The following is a 22,868-nucleotide window of genomic DNA, read 5'->3' on the forward strand; positions in this document are numbered from 1 at the left end:
ATTATTGAGTTTTATATACTTTTTTTACTTCTCCACAGCTTGCCATTACTTTTCCATAGAAAGGGTTTTTAATTGTTTTTTCAAAACTTAACCAATATTGATTTTTCATAGAACAGTATTCTAAATAAATATATTTATTAGAGTTTTGGACACCAAATTTATCAATTATATTTCCAAGAGTAATACTAAATTTTCCAAAATTATTTCTTTGGTTTTCAATATTTTCAGCACTTAAAATGGATGCTATTTGTTGAGTTAGCGTTTTTAAATCTTTCATCCATTCATTATGAACGTCACCTAAAAGTAATAACATATCTACATTGTTTAGAGCTTCTTTAACCTTTTTGGTTTTCATTTTGGCTTTGTCAAAATCATCATTAAACAGTGCGTCTTTTAATTTAATATATTGATTTACAACTTCTCCTAATTGTTTTTGAAACTCCGGATCAATCTTAGATTTGTTTATCATTATCTTATTTTTCATTTCTACATCACTCATTTTAACCTTTTTTTTATCACTATCTCCCATATCCATTCCTGTCATGCCGCCTATATTACCTTTAGATCCGGTTGGATTCATCATGCTTTTTTGACCAATTAATTGTGACGAAGCGTCTATTCTAAATACACCATTAGTTGCAATAATTTCACCTTGTTTTAATCCCTTTTTTACGATATAAAAATCACCCATATCTTGTCCTAAAATAATTTCTCTATATACAAATGAAATAGTTTTTTTATGAGGTGCTTTTACATAAACAACTGATCGTTTTCCTGTCCAAAGAACAGCGGATTTTGGAATTATAATGGCATTTTCGACATTAGTTAATTTTGCGCTAATAGTACCATTAGCATACATTTCTGGCAATAACTTATGATTTGTATTTTTCAGTTCAACACGTACTTGAGCAATTCTAGTAGTTGAAGAAACGAATGGATCTATATAAGTTATTTTTCCTTTAAATGCTTTTCCTGGAATTGCGTTGATTGTAAAATTGACCAAATCGCCATTATGAATCCAAGGAATATCAGCTTCATAAGCTTCAAACATTACCCAAACACTGTTTAAATTTGCAATATCATAAAGGTTGGTTCCTGCTTTTACATGATCTCCTAATTCCACATTTTTTTTCATTACATAACCTGAATAATCGGATAAAATATCAATTTGATCTTGTACCTTTCCTGATTTTTCAATAGCATTAATTTGGTTGTCAGATAATTTCCATAATTTGAGCTTGTTACGAGATGCAGTATATAATTGAGGATAAATTTTTCTGGATCTAATAGCTTCAAACAATTCTTTTTGAGCTGAAATTAAATCAGGAGAATAAATTCTAACAATTTTTTGTCCTTTAAATACTTTTTCACCAGTAAAATTCACATATAATTTTTCAATTCTACCAGGAATATGAGAGACTTGTGAATATAAACGTCTTTCATCAGGTTTTACTTTTCCTAATAGGTGAATTTCTTTAACAGCATTTCCTTTTTCAACTACAGAAGTTTGAATATTTGCTAATTGTATTGCTTCGGGCGTTAACACAATTTCGTTGGAAGCTATTTTATCTTTTACAGAATTACTATTGTCTAAAGGAATTAATTCCATTCCACAAATTGGACAATTTCCAGGTTTGTTTAATTTAATTTGTGGATGCATTGCGCAAGTCCATAATTTTGTAACAGAATCTTGAACATATACGTGTTCTTTTTCGTTATGAATTGGTTTAGAATTTCCATCGGAGAATAAATTTCCAAGGATAATGCCAATAATTAAAATACCAATTCCAATACCATAATTTTTATATTTTTTCATGAGTGTAATTTTATTTTCCGATTAAATAGTACATAAATGCAATAGCAGCATTTTTATCAATTAATGCTTGTTGATAAGCTAATTCGTAAGTCAATAATTGACTTTCAATTCGTAACACTTCTTCAAAATTTGTTGCATTTGTTGAATAAGAAGTAATTAAAACATCCAACACTTTTTTTGCAATTTTCGATTGTTTTTTATTTAAAGCTATTCGTCTATTTCCATCATTATAATTCTTATAGGAATCAGAAAAAATAGTGCTTAACATTCTCTTTTTATTTTCCTTTTTATTGGATTCAACTTCTTGTAAATAAGTTGTTTCTTTAATTAAAGCTTTATATTTTTTTCTGAAAATGGGAATATTTATTCCAACGGAAGGAAATAAAAATGCATCTTTACCATTGTTAATAGTATTTGAAGAAGGAATTTTTTCAACTACCGTGTAGTTTAATCCAATATTAAATTTTGGCATTCCTTCTTTTTTAGCAACAGTTTTTTGGTTTATAAAAGCATTTAATCTGTGATTAATACTTTTTAATTGATGGTTGTTAGCATAGATTTCAGTTAACATTGCTGATTTATCAAAAGGTAATTTATCTTGCCACAATGTGTCAGGAATTTTTATGCTTTTTGAACGCTCTCTTAACAATAAATTATTGAATTTTATTAGTAAAGTTTTTTTAGAATCTTCAAATAAAGCTAATTTATTTTCTAAATTGTTTAATTCTAATTCCACACGTAATTCATCAACAATAGAAGCTTTACCTGCCTCAATTTTAACTAAAGATAAGCGTTTGAAAACCTGAAGAATATTTATGTTTTCTTTAATAATTTGAATTGCTTTTTCCGTAAAATAGTAATTATAATAGGTAGTTTTAACTTCAAAAAATAAATTTGATTTCGAGTTTTCAAATTCTTCAAATTTTGCATTCGCCAATTCAGTTGCAAGATTTTCTTTGGCATTTAATAAACCAAACCAAGGAAAACTTTGAGCTAAATTAAATTTCCATTTTTGAGGTCCAACTCGTGTTTCAACAGGTTGAATAAAATAACCAAAAACAGCTTGAGAATCTGGCAAAGTACCTACTTGTGGTATTTTTTGCATAGCAGCCATATATTTGTTAAATGATGCTTTTAAATCAGGATTATTTTGTGCTGCTGTTTTTAGATAGTTTTCTAAATTTTCTTGACTAAAAATACTTGAGCTTAGCATTAATAACAAGCTAGAAAAAATTAAGGTATATCTTTTTAGTTTCATAATATTAAGCTTGTAATTTTTTTAATTGTTTTTTTAAACTATGTTCTTTCCACATACTATATAGCACAGGAACAACAAACATGGTCATTACTTGTAATAGCATACCTCCAAAAGAAGGAATTGCCATAGGTACTACAACATCAGCACCTTTTCCAGTTGCGGTAAGTACAGGTATTAACGCAATAATAGCAACAGCTGCAGTCATCATTGCAGGGCGCACTCTTTTTGAACCTGCGTGTAAAATTGAGGTTCTAATTTCTTTAATGGTAGTTGGCTTTTCTTCATCAAATACTTGAGTCAAATAGGTTCCCATAATAACGCCATCATCTGTAGCGATACCAAATAAGGCAATAAAACCTACCCAAACAGCAACACTCAGATTAATGGTATGGAGCTGAAACAAATCTCGCATCTGCATACCAGCAAAACTGAAATTTAAAAACCATTCTTGTCCATATAACCAAATCATGATAAACCCACCAGAAAAGGCTACAAAAATTCCTGTAAATACCATTAACGAAGGTAAAATATGTTTAAATTGAAAATATAAAATCAATAAAATTAATAATAATGAAATTGGAACTACAAGCATTAAGCGTTTTGAAGCACGAATTTGATTCTCATAATTACCAGTAAATTTATAAGTAACACCTTTTGGTAATTTAAATTCACCGGAATCTATTTTATGTTTGATGAATTTTTGAGCTTCTTCAACTACATTAGTTTCTGCGTGACCATCTTTTTTATCAAAAATTACGTAACCTGTTAAAAAAGTATTTTCACTTTTAATAACTTGTGGTCCACGAACATAATTTATAGATGCTAATTCTCCTAATTCAACTTGAACGCCTGCAGGTGTTGGAATTAAAATTTTTTTTAAATCATCAGGATTATCTCTAAATTCACGAGCATATCGAACTCGAATTGGGAAACGTTCTCTTCCTTCAATAGAAGTAGATAGTTGTTTGCCTCCAACAGCTACAGACAGTTGTGTTTGCATATCTTTTACGGTTAATCCGTAGCGTGACATAGCTTGTCTATTTAACTTAATTTCTAAATATGGCTTTCCTACAACTCTATCTGCAAAAACTGTAGAAGGATTTATACTTGGAACTTGTTTTAACATATTTTCTAATTCAAAACCTGTTTTTTCAATGATTTCTAAAGAAGGACCATATATTTTAATTCCCATAGGTGCTCGCATTCCAGTAGAAAGCATAATTAATCGAGTTTGAATTGGCTGCAATTTTGGCGCAGAAGTTAACCCTGGAAATTTAGAGTGTTTTACAATTTCTTTCCAAATATCATCTGCCTTTTTAATTTTCGGACGCCATTGTCTAAAGTATTCGCCATCTTCATCTACAATAAGTTGCTCTTTACTTATTTTTCTGAATGTATCTTTTCTATATTTATAAGTTGTTCCATCTTTTAGTATAAAAGCATTATTGTTATTTACTTTAAATCGAATTTTTCTTCCGTCAGCATTTAAAATATATTCTGGAATATAATTAATAGTGTTTTCAAACATAGATGTTGGAGCAGGATCTAAAGCAGAATTTACGCGTCCCCATTTACCTACGGAAGTTGCTATTTCAGGAATGGCATTCATACTTTTATCAATGCTAGCTATTACTTCCATATTTTCAGCTATACCTGAGTGTGGCATGGTAGTTGGCATTAATAAAAAAGAACCTTCATCTAAAGCTGGCATAAACTCTTTTCCAACCCCAGGAAATGTTTTTTCTAAGCTATTCCAAGCGCTATTTGTTTTTACAAAATTTGGCATAAATCCAAATACTTTTCCAAAGCCTATCCAAATAGTTACACCAAAAAATACTACAATAATAGGAATTGATAAAAATTTCCATTTATTATCTAAACACCATGCTAATATGTTTTCATAAAAATGAACAATAGTCATTAAAATTCCTAAAACAGAACTCACAATTATTATCACAAAAATAAAATTAACTAAAGTTGAGTTTGAAGCTCCTAAAGGCATCCATTCTACTGTTAAAAAGTAGATAACAATTAATACGGTAATACCAATATTAATATAGTTAGCAATTTTTTCAGAGTACGGTAATTTTATGCTGTTTTTTAAGAGGGATCTTTCTGAAACTTGTGTTAATAGATTATTTACTCCAAAAGCTACTAAAGCTAAAGCAATAATGCTTCCGTAATAGATCATAAAAACAATTCCAAAACCTATTAATAAAGAATTAAATATTCTGCTGGTTCTCTTTTATCTAATTTTATAGAGAATAATACTTGCGCAATTGCAGGAATAAACATAATTCCAATAAATAATGAAGAAACTAAAGCGAATGTTTTGGTAAAAGCTAAAGGTCTAAATAATTTTCCTTCAGAAGCTTGCATGGCAAAAACAGGTAAAAAACTAACAATAGTTGTAGCTAAAGCAGTTATAATTGCCGAAGCTACTTCAACAGTAGCTACATAAATTATTTGCATTAATTTTTTCCCTGAAGCTCCGTGATTTTCTGGCATTTCTAAATGCCGTATAATATTTTCGGTAAATACAATTCCCACATCAACCATAACTCCAATAGCAATAGCGATACCTGAAAGAGCTACAATGTTAGCATCTACATGAAAATATTTCATTAAAATAAAGGTCATTAAAACTCCAACGGGTAATAAAGTGGATATTAAAACTGAAGCACGTAAGTTTAAAACCAATACGATAACTACAAGAATACTTATTAAAATTTCATGAGATAAAGAAGATTCTAATGTGCCAAGAGTTTCCTGAATTAATCCTGAACGATCATAAAAAGGTACTATAGTTACTTTAGAAACTGTTCCATCTGCTAATTTTTTAGATGGTAATCCTGGAGCAACTTCAGCAATTTTATTTTTTAAATTATGAATTACTTCTTGTGGATTTGCTCCATACCTAGCAACAACAACTCCTCCAACAGCTTCAGATCCACTTTTATCTAAACCACCTCTTCTGGTAGCTGGCCCAAATTGAATTTTAGCAACATCTTTTAATCGAATAGGAACATTATTATTAACGGTAACTACACTTTCTTTTAAATCCGATAGATTTTTAATATAACCTAAACCCCTAACCAAGTATTCTACTTTATTAAACTCCAGAGTTTGCGCCCCAATATTTAAATTGCTGTTTTTTACAGCATTCATTATCATTTTTACATTAACATGATTTGCTTTCATGGCATCAGGATCAATATCTATCTGATATTCTTTTAAATAGCCGCCAATAGAAGCAACTTCTGAAACGCCACTTGCAGCGGTTAAATAGTAGCGAACATAAAAATCTTGAAAGGTTCTTAATTCTTGAGGATCCCAACCTCCAGTTGGTTTTCCTGTTTTTGGATCTCTTCCTTCTAAAGTGTACCAATATACTTGACCTAATGCTGTTGCATCAGGACCTAAAGCAGGTTTAACTTCAGTAGGAATTGTTCCGGGAGGTAAAGAATTTAATTTTTCAAGTATTCTTGTTCTACTCCAATAAAAATCTACATCATCATTAAAAATAATATAGATACTTGAAAGACCAAATATGGAGTTACTTCTAATAGTTTTTACACCTGGAATTCCCATTAAAGCTGTGGTTAATGGGTAGGTAATTTGATCTTCAATATCTTGAGGAGATTGCCCCATCCATTCTGTAAAAACAATTTGTTGATTTTCTCCAATATCAGGAATTGCATCAACTGGCACAGGATCTCTTTCAATAAAAGAAGTTTTCCAATTAAAAGGAGCTGTTACAATTCCTCCAATAATCAAAGCGAAGAATAACACAAATGTTATCAACTTGTTTTCAAGAAAATAGCGAATTATTTTATTAAGCATTATTATTAATTTTAAAAATTTTAGGTATGTTGTATTCTTGGTTAGGAATACAATAAAAAAATACAGCAATAGTTTTATTAAAAACTAGCTGGTTTTACATTAAAATTCTTAAAAATCAAATGATAAAAACTTGATCTACAACTTGTATGTTTGTGACCAATAGAGGAGGAGTGTAATTTTTAAAAGGAATGATGTTTTTATCTAATCCTTCAAATAAATTTATATAAGTGTAAACAAAAGAAGCAACCATAATTTGTTGGTAATTTTGAAGCTGTTGTGCTTCAGTTTTAACAACTTTTTTACCTTCAATTTGTTTAATAATATCTTTACAACAATTTTCTTTTTGAATACTACAGTCTTTTGGTGTAGCTGGTTTTTGCATTTCCATACCGCAAGATTTTGCTTTAGAAAACAGCGCGCTATTAACTAATTCGCCACCACAATAGTGTTGGCTAACAGTAAACGACATAGTAGAAAATATGACTACTAATGCCATTAATATGGATGCTATTTTTTTAGAAAAATCTTTCATATGGTTATACAAATATATCTAAAAATATGATTATTAAATTTTTTGGCTAAAAAAATAAAATCAAAGATGGTGAAAATCAGTTTTTTATCGTCTAATTAATTCTAATTTTTTAACAGGTCAATAATTCTTTTTAATTTTTGTTGTACTTCTTGTGCAATTCCTTCTAAATTAGGATTTTCAACAGCTCCCATAGACGCAATTGGATCAACAACAGCAACAGTAATACTTTCATCTTCATCTTGCTCAATAATAACATTACAAGGAAGCATAATTCCAATTTTATCTTCTGCTTGTAAAGCTTTATAAGCAAAATCAGGATTGCAAGCCCCTAATATTTCATAAGGTTTAAAATCAACATCTAGCTTTTTTTTGAATGTTTGTTTTATATTAATATTAGTCAATACTCCAAACCCTTCTTTTTTTAAAGCTAAAATTACTTTTTCTTTAACGGTATCAAAAGATTCGTTTTTAATTGTTGTGCTAAAATAATATTTCATAATATTTAATTTATTAGGGTAAAGATAATGTAGACTTATTTTAAAATTCTATATTTTTTTGATTCATTTATGTAAAATTAAGAATAAGTTTTAAAATGTGATACTTAAAATATTTTTGTAGATTAAAAATCATCAAAAAAGATTATTTAATTTATTAAAAATCTGTAAATTAGAAGAGCCAATATAAATTTCATTTAAAATGGTAACTATTAATTTAACCGAAGTAAAAAGTAAAGAACAGATAGCCAAAATAATTTTAAAAACCATGGAGATTAATGGTATTAAAAAATCGGAATTAATAAGAGGTACTAATCTAAGTGAAACAGCAATTAGAAGTGTAGTTATGCTTAATGAATCTAAAAAAGATTATCGTTTAAGCACTTTGTTAAAAATACTTAATTATTTAAAAATAACTATTTATATTGGTAAAAATGAAGAAAAAAGAAGTGAGGTACTTTCTCTTTTTTAAATAATTTAAATACTAAAAAGGTTGTATTAGAGTTTAATTATATAATCTTATATTTGGATATTGTTTTAACAAGTGAAAAGGATTATATTTTTTTAATAATGAAGATTAACAAGATAATTATAATATTAGTTTTAAGCTTTAATTCGTTATTACTTAAGGCTCAAGAAACGTTACCTATTTACTCTGATTATTTATCAGATAATGTGTATTTGGTACATCCTGCAGCCGCAGGAATAGGTAATTGCGGAAAGATAAGGGTTACAGCTCGTAGCCAGTGGAGCGGAATTACTGATGCGCCTTCACTGCAAACGTTAAGTGCGCATAACAGAATTGGAGATAATATAGGAGTTGGTTTTATTTTATTTAATGATAAAAATGGCTATCATTCTCAACAAGGTTTTCAAGGAACCTTTGCTTATCACATAAATTTAAGTAGGCCAGATGACGTAAATCAACTTTCGTTTGCATTGTCATTAATGGCAGTTAACAATTCGGTAGATGAAAGTACTTTTGTAATTCCAGATCCAGTAATTTCACAAATAGTTAGAAGTGAAAGTTATTTTAATGCTGATTTTGGGATGGCATATCATAATAAAGGTTTTTTCTCTTATTTTACAGCCAAAAATATTATGCTTAATGCCCGAAATTTATATAATCCAAAATACGAATCTTTAAACTTAAGACGATATTTAGTTACGCTTGGATACTACTTTGGAAAAGGTGAAAATTTACAATTTGAGCCTTCCGTAATGATGCAGGCTATTGAACGAACCGGAGAGAAATTTGCCGATTTTAATATTAAAGTTTATAAGAATGTTGCAAACGCTCAACTTTGGGCAGCATTTTCATATCGTAAAAGTTTTGATAATGCAGGAACTCAAGATTTAAATTATATTACTCCAATTATAGGTGTTAATTATAAAAATTATATGATATCCTACACTTACACTAAACAAACAGGAGATATTTTATTTGATAACGCAGGTTATCATCAAATTTCTTTAGGGTGGAATTTTTTATGCAGGACACCTAGAACCAGTGGTTGCCCTAACATAAATGCATCTTTTTAAAATTTCAAAAAATAATAGTTAAAAAAAATGATCATTAAAGAATTAAATGGCGTTAAACCTGTTTTTGGTTCCGATTGTTTTATTGCCGAAAATGCAGTAATTATTGGTCAAGTTACCATGGGTAATCAATGTAGTATTTGGTACAACGCGGTAATTAGGGGAGATGTGCATTATATTAAAATGGGTAATAAAGTAAATGTACAAGATGGTGCTGTAATACATGCAACTTATAAAAAATCGCCTACCAATATTGGTAATAATGTTTCTATTGGTCATAATGCAATGGTACATGGTTGTACTATAAATGATGATGTTTTAGTAGGAATGGGAGCTATTATTATGGATGATTGTATAGTAGAAAGTAATACTATAATTGCTGCTGGAGCTGTGGTTACTAAAGGAACTCATATAAAATCAGGAAGTGTTTATGCTGGAATTCCTGCAAAAAAAGTAAAAGGTATTAGTGAAGAATTAGTTTCTGGTGAAATTCATAGAATTGCAGATAATTATGTGAAATATGCTAATTGGTATAAATAATATCTGGATATTTCTATCTATCATTTAAATTATAACTACTAGTTTCAAGTAGGTGAAAATATTAATAAACGGTTTATTTATAAAAGACTAAAAATCTAATTTTTCTATTAAAATTGGATCTGTCACATCACTTAAAATATTTTGTAAGACTTCAAGAGAACCATTGGTGTAAAATTGATGCTTACTAGTTGTAAAATTATTTGAAAGTAAATGATGTTTTTTTAATATAGACTTGGTTTGCTTGGCAACTGCTGCACCAGAATCAATAATGGTCACATTTTCACCTACAATTTTTTTTATTTGAGGTATTAAATATGGATAATGCGTACAACCTAAAACTAAATGATCCAAATTATGCTGTAACATTGGAGATAAATATTTTAATAATAATTCATTTGTTTCAGAACTATTAAGTTTTCCGTCTTCAATTAAAGGAACTAATCCTTCTCCATCTTGTTCTATAGTAACTATATTTTTAGCAAATTCAGAAGATGTTTTTTCGAATAATTTACTGCTCAAAGTACCTTTTGTTGCCAAAATTCCTACAGCACCAGTTTTGCTATATAGTGCAGCAGGTTTTATAGCAGGTTCAATACCTATAAACGGGACATCGTAATTTTTTCTTAAATAATTAATAGCATTTGTAGTAGCTGTATTACAGGCTACAATGATTAATTTACAACCTTTATTTAGTAAGATTTCGGTATTTTTAATGCTTAATTTTAGTATTTCTTCAACAGGTTTTTCACCATAAGGTGCATTTTTACTATCGGATAGATATATAGTGTTTTCGTTTGGCAAAAGTTTATGTACTTCTTTCCAAATAGACGTTCCACCAATGCCAGAATCAAATAATCCAATGGGTTGCTTATTGTTCAAATTCACTATTGTTTAAAGGATAAATAAAAGTAAAAAAAAATCCTGCAATTGCAGGATTTTTTTTTACTTGAAATCTATTTTTTATTTAAGTCCTAATTTTGCTTTAACAGCAGGTAATAAATCTGTACCATTAGCAACAATTAGAGTAGAAGCTTCTAAAACATAAGTATAACCTTGTTCTTTTGCTACTTCATCAATTGCTTTTTTAGCTTTATCTAAAATAGGTTTTAATTTTTCATTTCTTTTTTTAGATAAATCATCTCTAGCAGCTTGTGAAGATTGATATAATTTTTGTTGATCTTGTTGTACTTCAACACCTCTTTGTTGGTTTACTTCATCCGTTTGCGTTTTAGCTTCTTCATCATATTTTTTTAATTTAGCTTGTAATTTAGCTTGTTCAGCTTTAAGCTCTGTTTCGTATGTTTTGCTTAATTTCTCTAATTCAGCATTCATAGCTTTTGTTTCGGGCATTATGCTCAATAATTTGTCTGTGCTAATATGTCCTATTTTTTGCTGTGCATTTGCTGCAGTAAACCCTAAAGTAATTATTGCAATTAATACTAAGTTTTTAAATTTTCTCATTTTTAGTGATTGTTTAAATTAATTATTTTCTTTTTTTTGTTCTTTCGCTTTCTTAGCGTCTTCTATTTGTTTTATTCTTGCTTGTCTTTTAGCTTCTATCGCTTTTTTTAAGTCTTCTCTTTTTTTAAGTTGAGCAGCTTTTCTTTCTTCAATTTTTTTTAGAAGCGCTGCTTTTTTTTGCGCTTTACTATCTATTTTATTTTGAGCTTCTTCACTTATTTCAGCTGCTGGCGCAACTGTTTTTTTACCTTTTTTAGTTTGCCTATTATTAGCTTCTATTACTTTTTTAGAACGTGTTATACTTTTAATAACTAAATCGCTAATATTATATTTTTTGTTGGAATATAACATTACTAAATCGCTAGAATTATCTAAAATAAAATCGTAACGCCTTTTGGTTGCTATATCTTGTATTGCATTATACACCAAATCTTGAATTGGTTTTACTAATTGTTGACGTAAAAAATACAAATCACCTTTGGTTCCAAAATAAGCAGCTTGTAATTTTTTTAAATCTAATTCTTTAATTTCAATATCTTCTTCTTTATCTGCTATTAATTCTTTAGTTAACAACTCTTTTTCATTATTGAGATCCGCTTTTAAATCATCAATTTCTTTTTGTTGTTTTTCAATTTTATTTTGCCAAGTAATTGCTTTGGCATTAATTTTAGCTTGTGCTTCTGTATATTCAGGAATATTTTCTAAAATATATTCCATGTCAATAAATCCAATTCTCTGAGGTTTTTGAGCATAAGTATGTAAACTGAAAATTAAAACTAGAATTAAAAGAACTTTCTTTATCATATTTATAAGGTATTAAGAAAAAACCGTGCCAATTTAAAAAATCATTTACAAATATAACTCAATTATATTAAAATTGTTGTCCAATAATAAAGTGCGTTTGCCAACCAGATTTTTGTGTTTGACCTGGTAAAGGATCAAACCCATTTGCAAAATCAATTCCTAACATACCAAAGGCAGGCATAAATATTCTAATTCCAAATCCTGCTGCTCTTTTAAGTTCAAAAGGATTAAAATTTTTGAATCCATTATATGAATTCCCAGCTTCTAAAAACCCTAAAACATATATAGATGCAGACGGTTTTAAGGTAATTGGATAACGAAGTTCTAACTGAAATTTGTTATAAATAGTGCCTCCATCTGTATTGGATAACCTTCCGTTTTCATAACCTCTTAATCCAATAGTTTCTCTACCATCTAATTGAAAAGTAGCCATTCCATCACCTCCAACATAATAACGTTCAAAAGGTGTTGCTCCTAATTTTTTGTTGTAAAAGCCTAAAACACCAAATTCAGCATTAGTCATTACTACTAAATCTTTATTTAACGCTGTATACCATTTAGCTTTAAAAGTTGTTTTATAGTATTCAAGCCATTTATATTTTTCTAAATCTGGTAAATTTGCATAATCTTTATTATTAACTAAGGAATAAGGAAAAGTCATTTTAGCACCTATACTAATATCAGAACCAGATTTAGGAAATACTGGGTTTGGACCGGAAGAATTTCTTCCTAAAGTAATACTGTAAGCTAAATTATTGGATTTACCAGTAGAAAATGAAAAGGTTGAAATAGGGTAATCTTTTAAATCGTATAATTGGTAACTAATACTTTGTGATAAAGTAAAATAGTTATCAGGCCATTGTAATCTTTTTCCTAAGCCAACAGTTGCTCCAACAATGTTTAAGCGTTGAGCTTTATCAACTCTATTAGTAGTGTAATCGTATCTAAATTGTTTTGAGTTATATATGGAAAAAGATAAGGATTGTGGTTTTTTACCTCCTAACCAAGGTTCTGTAAATGAAAAACTAGAAGTAGTATAATATCTACTTTTTTGTAAACGAAGTGATAATTTTTGACCATCACCCATTGGAAGAGGAGTATAAGCTTCTTTTTTAAATATATTTCTAATAGAAAAATTATTAAAGGATAACCCTAAAGTTCCAATAAAGGAACCACCTCCGTAACCACCTTGTAATTCAATTTGACTTGACCCTTTTTCCGCAACGGTATAATCAATATCAACAGTTTTATCCGTATAATTAGGTTTTATGTCTGGTGTAATTGCTTCGGCATCAAAAAAGCCAAGTTGGCCAATTTCACGAATAGTTCTAATTATTTGGCTTTTGCTATATAAATAACCAGGATTACTTCTAATTTCTCTATAAATTACGTGATCGTTGGTTTTATCATTTCCTTGAACGGTAACTCTTTTTATTTTTGTAGGCTCATCTTCATAAATTCTAATTTCAACATCAATAGAATCATTATTTACTCTAGTTTCAACAGGCATTACTCTTGAAAACAAATAACCATTATCTTGGTATAAGGTGGCAATATCTTCTGAATCTGGTTTTCCATTTCCAGTAACTCTTTCTTTTAATACTTTACCATTATAAGTATCTCCTTTTTCAATTCGAAGAATATTTTGCAATTGAGCATCAGTATATTTACTATTTCCTAAGAATTTAATATTTCCAAAAACATATTTTTCTCCTTCTTCTACTTTAACATTTAAATTAATAGTATTATCAGGATTCCAAGTTAGAGTATGATCTATAACTCTTGCATCTCTATATCCTTTTTCGCTGTACGTAGTAACAATATTTTCTAAATCAGTTTTAAAATCGGCATCAATAAATTTTGATTTTTTCCAGAACCTACCTAATACAGCTTGTTTGGTTTTTTTCATTGCTTTATGCAATTTTTTCTTGTTAAAAGCTTTGTTTCCTGTAAAAGTGATTTTTTTAATTTTAATCTTTTCCCCTTTGTCAATACGAATTAACATATCAACACTATTTGTATTTGAAGTGTCTTTTTTGGTAGTTAAAAGAACTTTTGTTTTTAGAAATCCTTTTTCTTGGTATTTCTTTTTAAAGTAGTTTTTGGTGGTTACAATAAGGTTGTCTGTAACCATTGCGCCTTTTTTAAGTTCAGCGTCTTTTTCTAAATCTTCGGCCTTATTTTTTTTAACGCCTTGTATTGTAATTTTGTTAAGTTGTGGTAATTCATCAACGTCAAATTCTAAATAAGCAGTATTTCCATCGATTTTTGCAATATAAACTTCAATATCACTAAACTGTTTAGTATCGTATAGTTTTTTAATAGCACTAGTTAATTTATCGCCTGGTAATTTTATTTTTTGTCCAACAGTTAAACCGGTATAAACTCTAACAGTTTGTTCTTCAAATTTATGAAGCCCTTTTACGGAAATACCACCAAGTAAATATTTGTGGTCTTTTATAAATTTAGGAGGTAAGTTTTTAATTGGAGTTAACGAATCATTAACAATTGTATCCGTTTTAATTTGAGTAGTTTCTTTTATACTTTTTTTTGTTGGTTCTTGCGAATATCCAACATTTACAAAAGTTATTACTATTAAAAATAGTAAAGTGCTAGTAAGTTTATTCATTGATATTTTTTTCAATTTGTTCACTTGTTTTTCCAAAACGACGTTCTCTTTTTTGATATTCTAAAATAGCCGTGTAATAATTTTCTTCTTTAAAATCGGGCCATAGTACATTGGTAAAATAAAATTCGGCATAAGCAACTTGCCAAAGTAAAAAATTACTAATTCGTTTTTCACCACTTGTACGAATCAAAAAATCAACATCCGGCAAAGAAAACGTATATAAATGATTATTAATAATATTTTCGTTAATTTCTTCTATTGAAAGTTGATTATTAACAACTTTTTTTGAAATATTTTTGATAACATTAACAATTTCATCTCTGGCTCCATAATTAAGCGCCAAAGTTAAGGTTAAAGTTTTATTATTTTTAGTTTTTTCGATTACTTCAGTAAGCTCTTTTTGTACTTTTTTTGGTAAATGACTTAAGTCACCGATACTTAGTAATTTAATGTCGTTTTCTACAAAAGTTTTTAATTCTTTTCTTAAAGAGGATACTAATAGAGACATTAATGTTTTTACTTCTATTTTTGGTCTATTCCAATTTTCGGTTGAAAAAGCATAAAGTGTTAAATAGTTTACACCAATTTCAACGCTAGCTTCAATAATAGCTCTAACAGAATCTACACCTTTTTTATGACCAAATGTTCTAGGTTTACCTTTTTGTTTTGCCCATCTTCCATTGCCATCCATAATAATTGCCACATGATTTGGAATAGTATTTTGCTGTATGGTAGTTTTTAGGTTTTCCATTAATAAGGTGATGAGTAACATGCTGGTCGTCCAAAAGTATACACTAATGATATGCCTGATAGCATATACCAATCATTACTTTTTGGATTTCCAAATTTTAGGTTATCTATTTTTTGGTTATTATAATCTAAATTGTCATTAAAAGTATATCGAGCTCTAATTTCTAAAGCTATTGCAAAATCTTGAAATAATTTAGTTTTATATCCAATTCCAAAAGGTATTGCAAAAGAAGTTTTATTACCATACTCATATTGATTTGGAGCTGTTTCATTGGTAACTACGCTATAATTATATGCGGCTAATTCTACTAAAATATATGGAGTTTGTGTGTATTTATAATCGTCTAAATTGTATTCAAAAAAATTAAATTCTAATCCTAAAGCTAATTCTTTTATGCTGTTGGTAAATCTTAAACCTCTATTAAGTCTTTCTAAGTTTTTAGATTTGGCATCATTTGCAGAAATTTGAGCATAAGTAAAAGTGCCTCTAAAAGCAATTCTTGGGTTTTTATTCCATTTATAAATTAGGCTTCCCATAAAATTATTGGGATTTATATAGTATTCTGAACCAATATCACCTATGTAATTGCTGCCACCAACCATGATGCCAATTTCATTGATTTGAGCAATTGAAGTGCTTGTTATCCAGCTAAATGCGATAAGTAAATATATTTTTTTCATATATAAAATAGCGAGCAAATATAACGATTTCTATTTGCTTTTAGAAGTTTCAATAATTCTTTTTTGAATAACTATTTATAAATGAAATTATTGTAAAATTAAAAGGATACTTTTAATAAGCTTAATTTCTTAAATCTTTACCCCAAAGTAATTTTTCTCGCAAAGTTTTAATAAAGGTTTGCTTATTAATTTGAACCATTTTTAAATTAAAAGGTGCTTTTTCTACGAATATCTCTGTGTTACTGTTAATTGTGGTAACGCGAGAATCTAGTGACAGCAAAAATTCGTTTTCTCTACCTTTTACTGTGAATTTTATGTTTGTTTCATCTGGAATTACGAGTGGACGCGCATTTAAGTTGTGTGGTGCTATTGGAGTTAAAGCAAAACTTTTTGCCTGTGGCGTTATTATTGGTCCACCGCAACTTAAGGAATATCCTGTTGAACCAGTTGGAGTTGAAATTATTAATCCATCAGCCCAGTAAGCGTTTAGGTATTCATTATCTAAATACGTTTCAATAATAATCATAGATGCCGTATTTTTTCTGCTAACTGAAACTTCATTTAAGGCAAAATTTAGAGGTAATAAATCTTTTTGGTTTGATGAAGTTGATACACTTAGTAAAGTTCTTTCTTTTATTAAAAAATCTTTATTTATAAGAGCGTTAATTGCACTTTCAATTTCTTCTTTTTGAACGGTTGCTAAAAAACCTAATCGGCCGGTATTTATACCAATAATTGGGATATTAGAATCTCTAACAATGGTTACGGCACTTAAAATAGTTCCATCTCCTCCCATAGTTATTATAAAATCGAAGGAGTTTTTTAAATCATTATAAGATGAAAAGGTAGCTATGTTTTTTGTTCTAATATTTTTTTTGATAAAGTTAAAATAGTTTTCTTCTACTAAAAATTCAACATTTTTTTTAGTAAGAATGTTAAAAAGTTCTTTTATATAAACAATGTCTTCTGACTTAAAAAACTGTCCGTAAATGGCAACTTTCATATTAAATATTTAAATATTTTTGTAAATATTCTGTTCTATCTTTTAACTCTTCTAGTAAAAAATCTTCTTTATGTTTGGATAAAACATGATAATTAAATCGCCTAAACGATTGTATAATTTCATTTACTTCGGAAGCATTAAATTTTAAGGTAATAGTTACGGTTGAAGGTGTTGTTTTTGAAATAAAAATTCCTAAAACTTTTCCGTTGTTAGATTCTACAATTTGACAAATTTCACTAAATGAGTAATCTCTTGCTTCTTTTTCAAGAATAATTATAGTGCCTTCATTACTTAAAAAAGGGGAGTTGTTATAAATATGTAAAATATCAATCAAATCATAATAACCAACATAATTTTGTTCTTTAGTAACAACAGGAGCTAAATTGGCTTCGTTAATAGCAAAAACATTTAAAATTTCTAAAAAATTAGTATGCTCTTCAATAAAAAAAGATTTAAATAGGTATTGGTATTTTTCTAAAGTGTTATCCTCATCATAAATTCCTTGAATATCAGTTTCTGAAATTAAACCAACTAATTTTTTATTACTTACTACAGGAAAATGTGAGTAAGTATTTTCTTTAAAAAAGGCTTTCGCTTCGGCAATTTTAGTTTGCAAAGTAAATGCTTTAAACTCTGTTAATAGTGTAGGAATTGCTTTCATTACGTTTTTAATTATAGTACAAATTAATCAAAAATAAAACCAAATTTGTATAGTTAGTTGTAAATTTGCATCATCATTTCAAAATAAAAGTTAAAAATATGACAAAATTAAGTGTAAATGTAAACAAAATAGCCACTTTACGAAACGCTAGAGGTGCAAATTATCCTGATGTTGTAAAAGTAGCTAGTGACATACAAGAGTATGGTGCAGAGGGAATTACAATTCATCCAAGGCCAGATGAACGTCATATTAGATATCAAGATGCTTTTGATTTAAAAGAAATTGTTACTACAGAATTTAATATTGAAGGAAATCCTATTCCAAAATTTATAGATTTAGTATTAAAAGTAAAGCCAACTCAGGTAACTTTAGTGCCAGATGCGGTAAATGCTATTACTTCAAATGCAGGCTGGGATACTATAACGCATCAATCTTTTTTAAAAGAAGTAATTACTGAATTTAAACAAAATGGAATTAGAACTTCTATTTTTATTGATACGAATTTAAAACTTATGGAAGCTGCAGCAACCACTGGTGCGGATAGAATTGAATTATATACCGAAAACTATGCTTCACAATTTAGTTTAGGAAATAAAGAAGTAGTAGAACCATATATTAAAAGTGCAAATTTGGCAACAGAATTAGGTTTAGGAATTAACGCTGGCCACGATTTGAATTTGGAAAATATTCAGTTTTTTGCTAAATCGATACCTAATTTAAAAGAAGTTTCAATAGGGCATGCTTTAATTACAGAATCATTGTATTTAGGATTGGAGAATGTTATAAATATGTATAAATACAAATTAAGTTTGGCTAATAATTAATGAATAAACTACATACTACTATACTAGGAAAGGGAGATCCGCTTATTATTTTACATGGTTATTTAGGAATGAGTGATAATTGGAAAACACTAGGAACTGAATTTTCTAAAAACTACCAAGTGCATTTAATAGATCAAAGGAATCATGGAAGAAGTTTTCATTCCGATGAGTTTGATTATGAACTATTAGTGGAAGATTTACATGATTATATTGAGAATCATAATTTGCAGGATCTTAATTTGTTAGGTCATTCAATGGGAGGTAAAGTAGCCATGTTGTTTGCAGTAACTTATCCAAGTTTAGTAAATAAATTAATTGTTGCTGATATAAGTACGAGAGCTTATAAACCTCATCACCAACAAATACTGGCAGCTTTAAACGCTGTTAATTTTCAAATTCAAAATACTCGTAAAAAAGTAGCGGAAATATTGAAAATTTATATTGATAATCAAGGAATTCTACAATTTTTACTTAAAAATGTATATTGGAAAAGTAAAGGAGAATTAGCATATCGTTTTAATTTAAACAGTTTAACCGAGAATTATCCTGAAGTAGGAGAGGCTTTACCTTCTTTTTCTGAGTTTAAAGGAAAAACGTTATTTTTAAAAGGAGAAAACTCGGATTATATTACCAAAAATGATGAAGCTTTAATAAAAGCTCATTTTGAAAATTCAAAAATTGTAACTGTCAAAAATGCAGGTCATTGGTTGCATGCAGAAAATCCGACACAATTTTATAACGAAGTTGTCAGGTTTTTAAGTGATTAACAGCCTGGCATAATTATAGTTACGTAAAATACAAAATATTAACTTATGAAAACTATATTTAAAATACTGCTCACAGCTATTGCTGTAGTTTTAATAGCAAATTTATTACCAGGTGTACAAATACAAAATTTCACCAACGCTATTTTAGTAGCAATTGTTTTGGGTATTTTGCGAATTACCGTTAAACCACTATTAATATTTTTTACTCTACCAGCAACCATTGTAACGTTTGGATTATTTTTATTAGTAATTAACGCTTGTATAATTCTGTTGGCAGATTATTTTGTTAGTGGGTTTAGAGTAGATGGTTTTTGGATAGCTTTGTTATTTAGTTTACTATTATCCTTGTTTCAATCTGTTTTATTTTCTTTATTAAAAGAAAATAATCAAAAGGATTGAATTTGAATGAATTAAATACTTTGACAAGTGCGCAAAAAGTAGTAATTTTGCACCCGATTTTTAATGATATAAGATAAATTTAGAATACAATGAATATTACAAAAGAAAATATTGATGAGTTAAATGCAGTAGTAAAAGTTGAAATTGCAGCTGCAGATTACCAAGATAAAGTGAGCGAAATTTTAAAAGATTACCGTAAAAAAGCAGATATACCTGGTTTTAGAAAAGGACAAGTGCCAATGGGAATGGTAGAAAAACAATACGGTAAATCTGTGATGATTGATGAAGTAAATAAACTATTACAAGATTCATTGAATAAATTTTTAACCGAAGAAAAAATTGATATTTTAGGAAATCCTTTACCAAAAATGCAAGATGATTTTAATTGGGATGCTGGAGATTATGCTTTTGAATTTGAGTTAGGTTTAGCTCCAGTTATTGAAATTGATTTAAAGGCTAAAAATAAAATCAATCAATACAAAATTGTTGCAGATGATAAATTGATTGAAGAAGAAGTTGAAAAAATTAGAAAACAATTTGGTAAATTAGTTTCAAAATCAGAAGTTGAAGAAGGCGTTACACTTACAGGTACTTTTGTAAACGAAGAAAAAGAAATCAATAAAAAATCTACTATTGAATTCGCTTCAATTAAAGGAAAAACAAATCAAAAGAAATTTTTAGGAAGTAAAGTTGGAGATGTCTTAATTTTAAAATCTAAAGGACTATTTGATGATGATCATAAATTAATGGGAGCTTTAGGTTTGTCTCACGATGATATTCATGGTTTAGATATCGCTTTAACTTTTACAATTGAAGAAATTAATGTTACTGAATTAGCAGAAATGAATCAAGAATTGTTTGATAAAGTTTTTGGTAAAGATGTAGTTAAAACAGAAGAAGAATTAAAAGCTAAAATTAAAGAAGAAATTGAAAAACAATTTCAAGCTCAAGCAGATCAACAAATTATAAATGATGTTAATGAATATTTAGTTGAGAATACTAAATTTGAATTACCTGCTGAATTTTTGAAAAAATGGATTGTTGTTTCAGGCGAAAAACCATTAACACCAGAACAAGCAGCTGAAGAATATGAAAAATCTGAGAAAGGGTTACGTTTTCAATTAATTCAAGATAAAATATTTAAAGACAATAACTTACAAATTACTTTTGAAGAGTTAAAAGAGTACACAAAAGGTTTTGTAGTTGCTCAAATGGCACAATACGGACAATTAAATCCAGAAGAAAAACAATTGGATGAAATTGTACAAAGAGTGCTAACTAATGAAGAAGAAGTAAAACGATTACAAGATCAATTAATGGGACAAAAATTATTAGACTTTTATAAAGCTAATGTTTCCTTTAAAGTTAAAGAAGTTAATTACGAAGAATTTGTAAAAGAAGTTTACAAATAAGAATTCGGTTTTTATAAAATTAAAAACTCCTTAAAATTAAATTTTAAGGAGTTTTTTTATGGTTAAATTAAAGCAAAACTATTTTCTTTTTTGGCCTCTGGTTTTAGGTTTTTTATATTTTTTGGCTATTTCTCTTCGGTAAGAACCTCCTAAATTTACACGTTTATTTTTTTCTTTTTTCTCATGAAAAGCATCGCCTTTGGGTTCTGTAATTTTTCTTTTTTTACCTGTTTTTTCGGGAGCTACTTTTGGCATTTCTTCTTCAATTTGTTTAGAAGAAATCTCTATGTTTTCAGGTAAATCGTAAACGTCAATCTCGGTATTCATTAAAGTTTCAATCTCACCTAAATAATCCGCTTCAATTTCTGTAAAAAACGAAATTGCAGTTCCTTTTTGTTCAGCGCGTCCTGTTCTACCAATTCGGTGAATATAATTTTCAGGTTCTTCAGGAATATTAAAATTTATTACGTGGCTAACGTCAGTTAAATCTAATCCTCGAGCAATAATATCTGTTGCAATTAAAACATTAAAAGTTCCTTTTTCAAAATTCTTTACAGATCGTAAACGATAATTTTGAGTTTTATTGGAATGAATAACATTGGCTTGGTTTGGAAGCAAAGTTTCTAATTCTTCAAACAAAATATTTGCCTGTTTTTTATTTTTTACAAATATCAATACTTTTTTAAATTCATCTTTATTTTGAAGAAGATGCACTAAAAAATTAATTTTAGTATAAAAATTTGGAACAGGATATGCTTGTTGTGTAATATTATCTAACGGACTTCCGCTACTTGCAATTTCTATTTTAACAGGCGATTTAAAAAACTGATCTAAAATACCAGCGACTTCTTTTGTTAAGGTTGCAGAAAACAAAATACTTTGTCGTTTTTTTGGTAATAAATCTAGCAAAGTAATTAATTGAGGTCTAAAACCTAGGTTCATCATTTCATCTACTTCATCAATTACTAATTTTTGAATGTGTTTTAATTTTAAAACGCCATCTAGCGCTAAATCTAATAATCTTCCTGGAGTTGCCACTAAAATATCTTGTCCTTCAAATACTAACTGTTTTTGCTTATTTAAGTTTGTACCACCATAAACTCCAGCAAATCTAACATTAATATATGGTGTTAAATTTTCAATTTCCTGAATTACTTGAACTACCAACTCTCTAGTTGGTACAACAATTAAAACACGTGGATGTTTTTGAGTAGAAAAAGTAAGTTGTCTTAAAATTGGCAACAAATATGCAAACGTTTTTCCAGTTCCTGTTTGTGCAATTCCAACCATATCTCTACTACTCATTATTACCGAAAAAGCTTTTTCTTGAATAGGAGTGGGAGTTGTAAACCCCATTTCATCTAATGCATTTAATAAAAAGCGGTTTAAATTTAAATCGGAAAATTTCATGGTTGTATTTTTTGCAAATATAATCTTTAATAACTAAGTGATTTT

General features: G+C 28.5%; 20 protein-coding genes and 1 pseudogene. 7 read left to right on the forward strand and 14 right to left on the reverse strand.

Annotated elements, in window-relative coordinates; all coding sequences use genetic code 11:
• Position 1 precedes the first annotated feature (1 nt).
• The 5 genes and pseudogenes from R3342_RS03985 to R3342_RS04005 form a co-directional block, all read right to left on the reverse strand.
• On the reverse strand, positions 2-1,816 hold the full coding sequence (locus R3342_RS03985) for an efflux RND transporter periplasmic adaptor subunit (RefSeq protein ID WP_318938383.1): 1,815 nt from the start codon (positions 1,814-1,816) through the stop codon (positions 2-4).
• 10 nt (positions 1,817-1,826) lie between these two features.
• Positions 1,827-3,074 (reverse strand): TolC family protein, encoded by a 1,248-nt coding sequence (locus tag R3342_RS03990; RefSeq protein ID WP_318938384.1) that lies wholly within the window; start codon positions 3,072-3,074, stop codon positions 1,827-1,829.
• 4 nt (positions 3,075-3,078) lie between these two features.
• Positions 3,079-6,917, reverse strand: a pseudogene (locus R3342_RS03995) (efflux RND transporter permease subunit).
• A gap of 115 nt (positions 6,918-7,032) precedes the next feature.
• The gene (locus tag R3342_RS04000; RefSeq protein ID WP_318938385.1) at positions 7,033-7,449 is read right to left on the reverse strand and encodes an HYC_CC_PP family protein; all 417 of its coding nucleotides are present in this window, start codon (positions 7,447-7,449) and stop codon (positions 7,033-7,035) included.
• A gap of 101 nt (positions 7,450-7,550) precedes the next feature.
• Positions 7,551-7,946 carry a DUF302 domain-containing protein gene (locus R3342_RS04005; protein WP_318938386.1) on the reverse strand — a complete coding sequence of 132 codons (396 nt, stop codon included), beginning with the start codon at positions 7,944-7,946 and terminating at the stop codon, positions 7,551-7,553.
• A gap of 199 nt (positions 7,947-8,145) precedes the next feature.
• Between R3342_RS04005 and R3342_RS04010 the strand changes: the two genes are divergently transcribed.
• The 3 genes from R3342_RS04010 to R3342_RS04020 all read left to right on the forward strand — a co-directional run bounded on the left by R3342_RS04010 (position 8,146) and on the right by R3342_RS04020 (position 10,022).
• Complete coding sequence (locus R3342_RS04010) at positions 8,146-8,415, forward strand: helix-turn-helix domain-containing protein (protein WP_318938387.1); 270 nt, start codon at positions 8,146-8,148, stop codon at positions 8,413-8,415.
• Positions 8,416-8,513: 98 nt separating this feature from the next.
• Positions 8,514-9,485: a type IX secretion system membrane protein PorP/SprF gene (locus R3342_RS04015; RefSeq protein ID WP_318938388.1), complete on the forward strand. Its 972-nt coding sequence runs from the start codon at positions 8,514-8,516 to the stop codon at positions 9,483-9,485.
• 27 nt (positions 9,486-9,512) lie between these two features.
• Positions 9,513-10,022 (forward strand): gamma carbonic anhydrase family protein, encoded by a 510-nt coding sequence (locus R3342_RS04020; protein WP_318938389.1) that lies wholly within the window; start codon positions 9,513-9,515, stop codon positions 10,020-10,022.
• A gap of 87 nt (positions 10,023-10,109) precedes the next feature.
• Here the strand turns inward: R3342_RS04020 and murI are convergent, their stop codons facing one another.
• The 8 genes from murI to R3342_RS04060 all read right to left on the reverse strand — a co-directional run bounded on the left by murI (position 10,110) and on the right by R3342_RS04060 (position 18,011).
• Complete coding sequence (murI, locus tag R3342_RS04025) at positions 10,110-10,910, reverse strand: glutamate racemase (protein WP_413468699.1); 801 nt, start codon at positions 10,908-10,910, stop codon at positions 10,110-10,112.
• 72 nt (positions 10,911-10,982) lie between these two features.
• Positions 10,983-11,483 (reverse strand): OmpH family outer membrane protein, encoded by a 501-nt coding sequence (locus R3342_RS04030; protein WP_318938391.1) that lies wholly within the window; start codon positions 11,481-11,483, stop codon positions 10,983-10,985.
• Positions 11,484-11,501: 18 nt separating this feature from the next.
• Positions 11,502-12,287 (reverse strand): OmpH family outer membrane protein, encoded by a 786-nt coding sequence (locus R3342_RS04035; protein ID WP_318938392.1) that lies wholly within the window; start codon positions 12,285-12,287, stop codon positions 11,502-11,504.
• Positions 12,288-12,354: 67 nt separating this feature from the next.
• On the reverse strand, positions 12,355-14,916 hold the full coding sequence (bamA, locus tag R3342_RS04040) for an outer membrane protein assembly factor BamA (RefSeq protein WP_318938393.1): 2,562 nt from the start codon (positions 14,914-14,916) through the stop codon (positions 12,355-12,357).
• On the reverse strand, positions 14,909-15,667 hold the full coding sequence (locus R3342_RS04045; protein WP_318938394.1) for an isoprenyl transferase: 759 nt from the start codon (positions 15,665-15,667) through the stop codon (positions 14,909-14,911). The genes bamA and R3342_RS04045 overlap by 8 nt, the downstream gene beginning before the upstream one ends.
• Positions 15,667-16,347, reverse strand: a complete 681-nt coding sequence (locus R3342_RS04050; protein WP_318938395.1) for a DUF6089 family protein — start codon at positions 16,345-16,347, stop codon at positions 15,667-15,669. The genes R3342_RS04045 and R3342_RS04050 overlap by 1 nt, the downstream gene beginning before the upstream one ends.
• Positions 16,348-16,468: 121 nt before the next feature.
• A complete protein-coding gene (locus R3342_RS04055) occupies positions 16,469-17,350 on the reverse strand; it encodes an NAD kinase (RefSeq protein WP_318938396.1) in 882 nt (293 codons plus the stop codon).
• A gap of 1 nt (position 17,351) precedes the next feature.
• The gene (locus R3342_RS04060) at positions 17,352-18,011 is read right to left on the reverse strand and encodes a CBS domain-containing protein (protein ID WP_318938397.1); all 660 of its coding nucleotides are present in this window, start codon (positions 18,009-18,011) and stop codon (positions 17,352-17,354) included.
• A 98-nt stretch (positions 18,012-18,109) separates the two neighbouring features.
• Here R3342_RS04060 and R3342_RS04065 point away from each other — a divergent pair, with 98 nt between their 5' ends.
• The 4 genes from R3342_RS04065 (at position 18,110) to tig (ending at position 21,413) form a co-directional block, all read left to right on the forward strand.
• On the forward strand, positions 18,110-18,835 hold the full coding sequence (locus tag R3342_RS04065; protein ID WP_318938398.1) for a pyridoxine 5'-phosphate synthase: 726 nt from the start codon (positions 18,110-18,112) through the stop codon (positions 18,833-18,835).
• Positions 18,835-19,602, forward strand: coding sequence for an alpha/beta fold hydrolase (locus tag R3342_RS04070; RefSeq protein ID WP_318938399.1), 768 nt, complete (start codon positions 18,835-18,837; stop codon positions 19,600-19,602). Before R3342_RS04065 ends, R3342_RS04070 begins: the two co-directional genes overlap by 1 nt.
• Positions 19,603-19,647: 45 nt before the next feature.
• Positions 19,648-20,001, forward strand: coding sequence for a phage holin family protein (locus R3342_RS04075; RefSeq protein WP_318938400.1), 354 nt, complete (start codon positions 19,648-19,650; stop codon positions 19,999-20,001).
• An 89-nt stretch (positions 20,002-20,090) separates the two neighbouring features.
• The gene (gene tig, locus R3342_RS04080) at positions 20,091-21,413 is read left to right on the forward strand and encodes a trigger factor (RefSeq protein ID WP_318938401.1); all 1,323 of its coding nucleotides are present in this window, start codon (positions 20,091-20,093) and stop codon (positions 21,411-21,413) included.
• A 78-nt stretch (positions 21,414-21,491) separates the two neighbouring features.
• On the opposite strand, the gene R3342_RS04085 is transcribed toward tig, so the two are convergent.
• Positions 21,492-22,823, reverse strand: a complete 1,332-nt coding sequence (locus R3342_RS04085; RefSeq protein ID WP_318938402.1) for a DEAD/DEAH box helicase — start codon at positions 22,821-22,823, stop codon at positions 21,492-21,494.
• Positions 22,824-22,868 lie beyond the last annotated feature (45 nt).

It is taken from the genome of Lutibacter sp. (assembly GCF_033723435.1).
In the GTDB taxonomy this organism is placed as follows: domain Bacteria; phylum Bacteroidota; class Bacteroidia; order Flavobacteriales; family Flavobacteriaceae; genus Lutibacter.

Coding starts and splice junctions, on each gene's coding strand:
- R3342_RS03985 (WP_318938383.1), bottom strand. CDS start 1,816: ATGAAAAAATATAAAAATTATGGTATTGGAATTGGTATTTTAATTATT.
- R3342_RS03990 (WP_318938384.1), bottom strand. CDS start 3,074: ATGAAACTAAAAAGATATACCTTAATTTTTTCTAGCTTGTTATTAATG.
- R3342_RS04000 (WP_318938385.1), bottom strand. CDS start 7,449: ATGAAAGATTTTTCTAAAAAAATAGCATCCATATTAATGGCATTAGTA.
- R3342_RS04005 (WP_318938386.1), bottom strand. CDS start 7,946: ATGAAATATTATTTTAGCACAACAATTAAAAACGAATCTTTTGATACC.
- R3342_RS04010 (WP_318938387.1), top strand. CDS start 8,146: ATGGTAACTATTAATTTAACCGAAGTAAAAAGTAAAGAACAGATAGCC.
- R3342_RS04015 (WP_318938388.1), top strand. CDS start 8,514: ATGAAGATTAACAAGATAATTATAATATTAGTTTTAAGCTTTAATTCG.
- R3342_RS04020 (WP_318938389.1), top strand. CDS start 9,513: ATGATCATTAAAGAATTAAATGGCGTTAAACCTGTTTTTGGTTCCGAT.
- R3342_RS04030 (WP_318938391.1), bottom strand. CDS start 11,483: ATGAGAAAATTTAAAAACTTAGTATTAATTGCAATAATTACTTTAGGG.
- R3342_RS04035 (WP_318938392.1), bottom strand. CDS start 12,287: ATGATAAAGAAAGTTCTTTTAATTCTAGTTTTAATTTTCAGTTTACAT.
- bamA (WP_318938393.1), bottom strand. CDS start 14,916: ATGAATAAACTTACTAGCACTTTACTATTTTTAATAGTAATAACTTTT.
- R3342_RS04045 (WP_318938394.1), bottom strand. CDS start 15,667: ATGGAAAACCTAAAAACTACCATACAGCAAAATACTATTCCAAATCAT.
- R3342_RS04050 (WP_318938395.1), bottom strand. CDS start 16,347: ATGAAAAAAATATATTTACTTATCGCATTTAGCTGGATAACAAGCACT.
- R3342_RS04055 (WP_318938396.1), bottom strand. CDS start 17,350: ATGAAAGTTGCCATTTACGGACAGTTTTTTAAGTCAGAAGACATTGTT.
- R3342_RS04060 (WP_318938397.1), bottom strand. CDS start 18,011: ATGAAAGCAATTCCTACACTATTAACAGAGTTTAAAGCATTTACTTTG.
- R3342_RS04065 (WP_318938398.1), top strand. CDS start 18,110: ATGACAAAATTAAGTGTAAATGTAAACAAAATAGCCACTTTACGAAAC.
- R3342_RS04070 (WP_318938399.1), top strand. CDS start 18,835: ATGAATAAACTACATACTACTATACTAGGAAAGGGAGATCCGCTTATT.
- R3342_RS04075 (WP_318938400.1), top strand. CDS start 19,648: ATGAAAACTATATTTAAAATACTGCTCACAGCTATTGCTGTAGTTTTA.
- tig (WP_318938401.1), top strand. CDS start 20,091: ATGAATATTACAAAAGAAAATATTGATGAGTTAAATGCAGTAGTAAAA.
- R3342_RS04085 (WP_318938402.1), bottom strand. CDS start 22,823: ATGAAATTTTCCGATTTAAATTTAAACCGCTTTTTATTAAATGCATTA.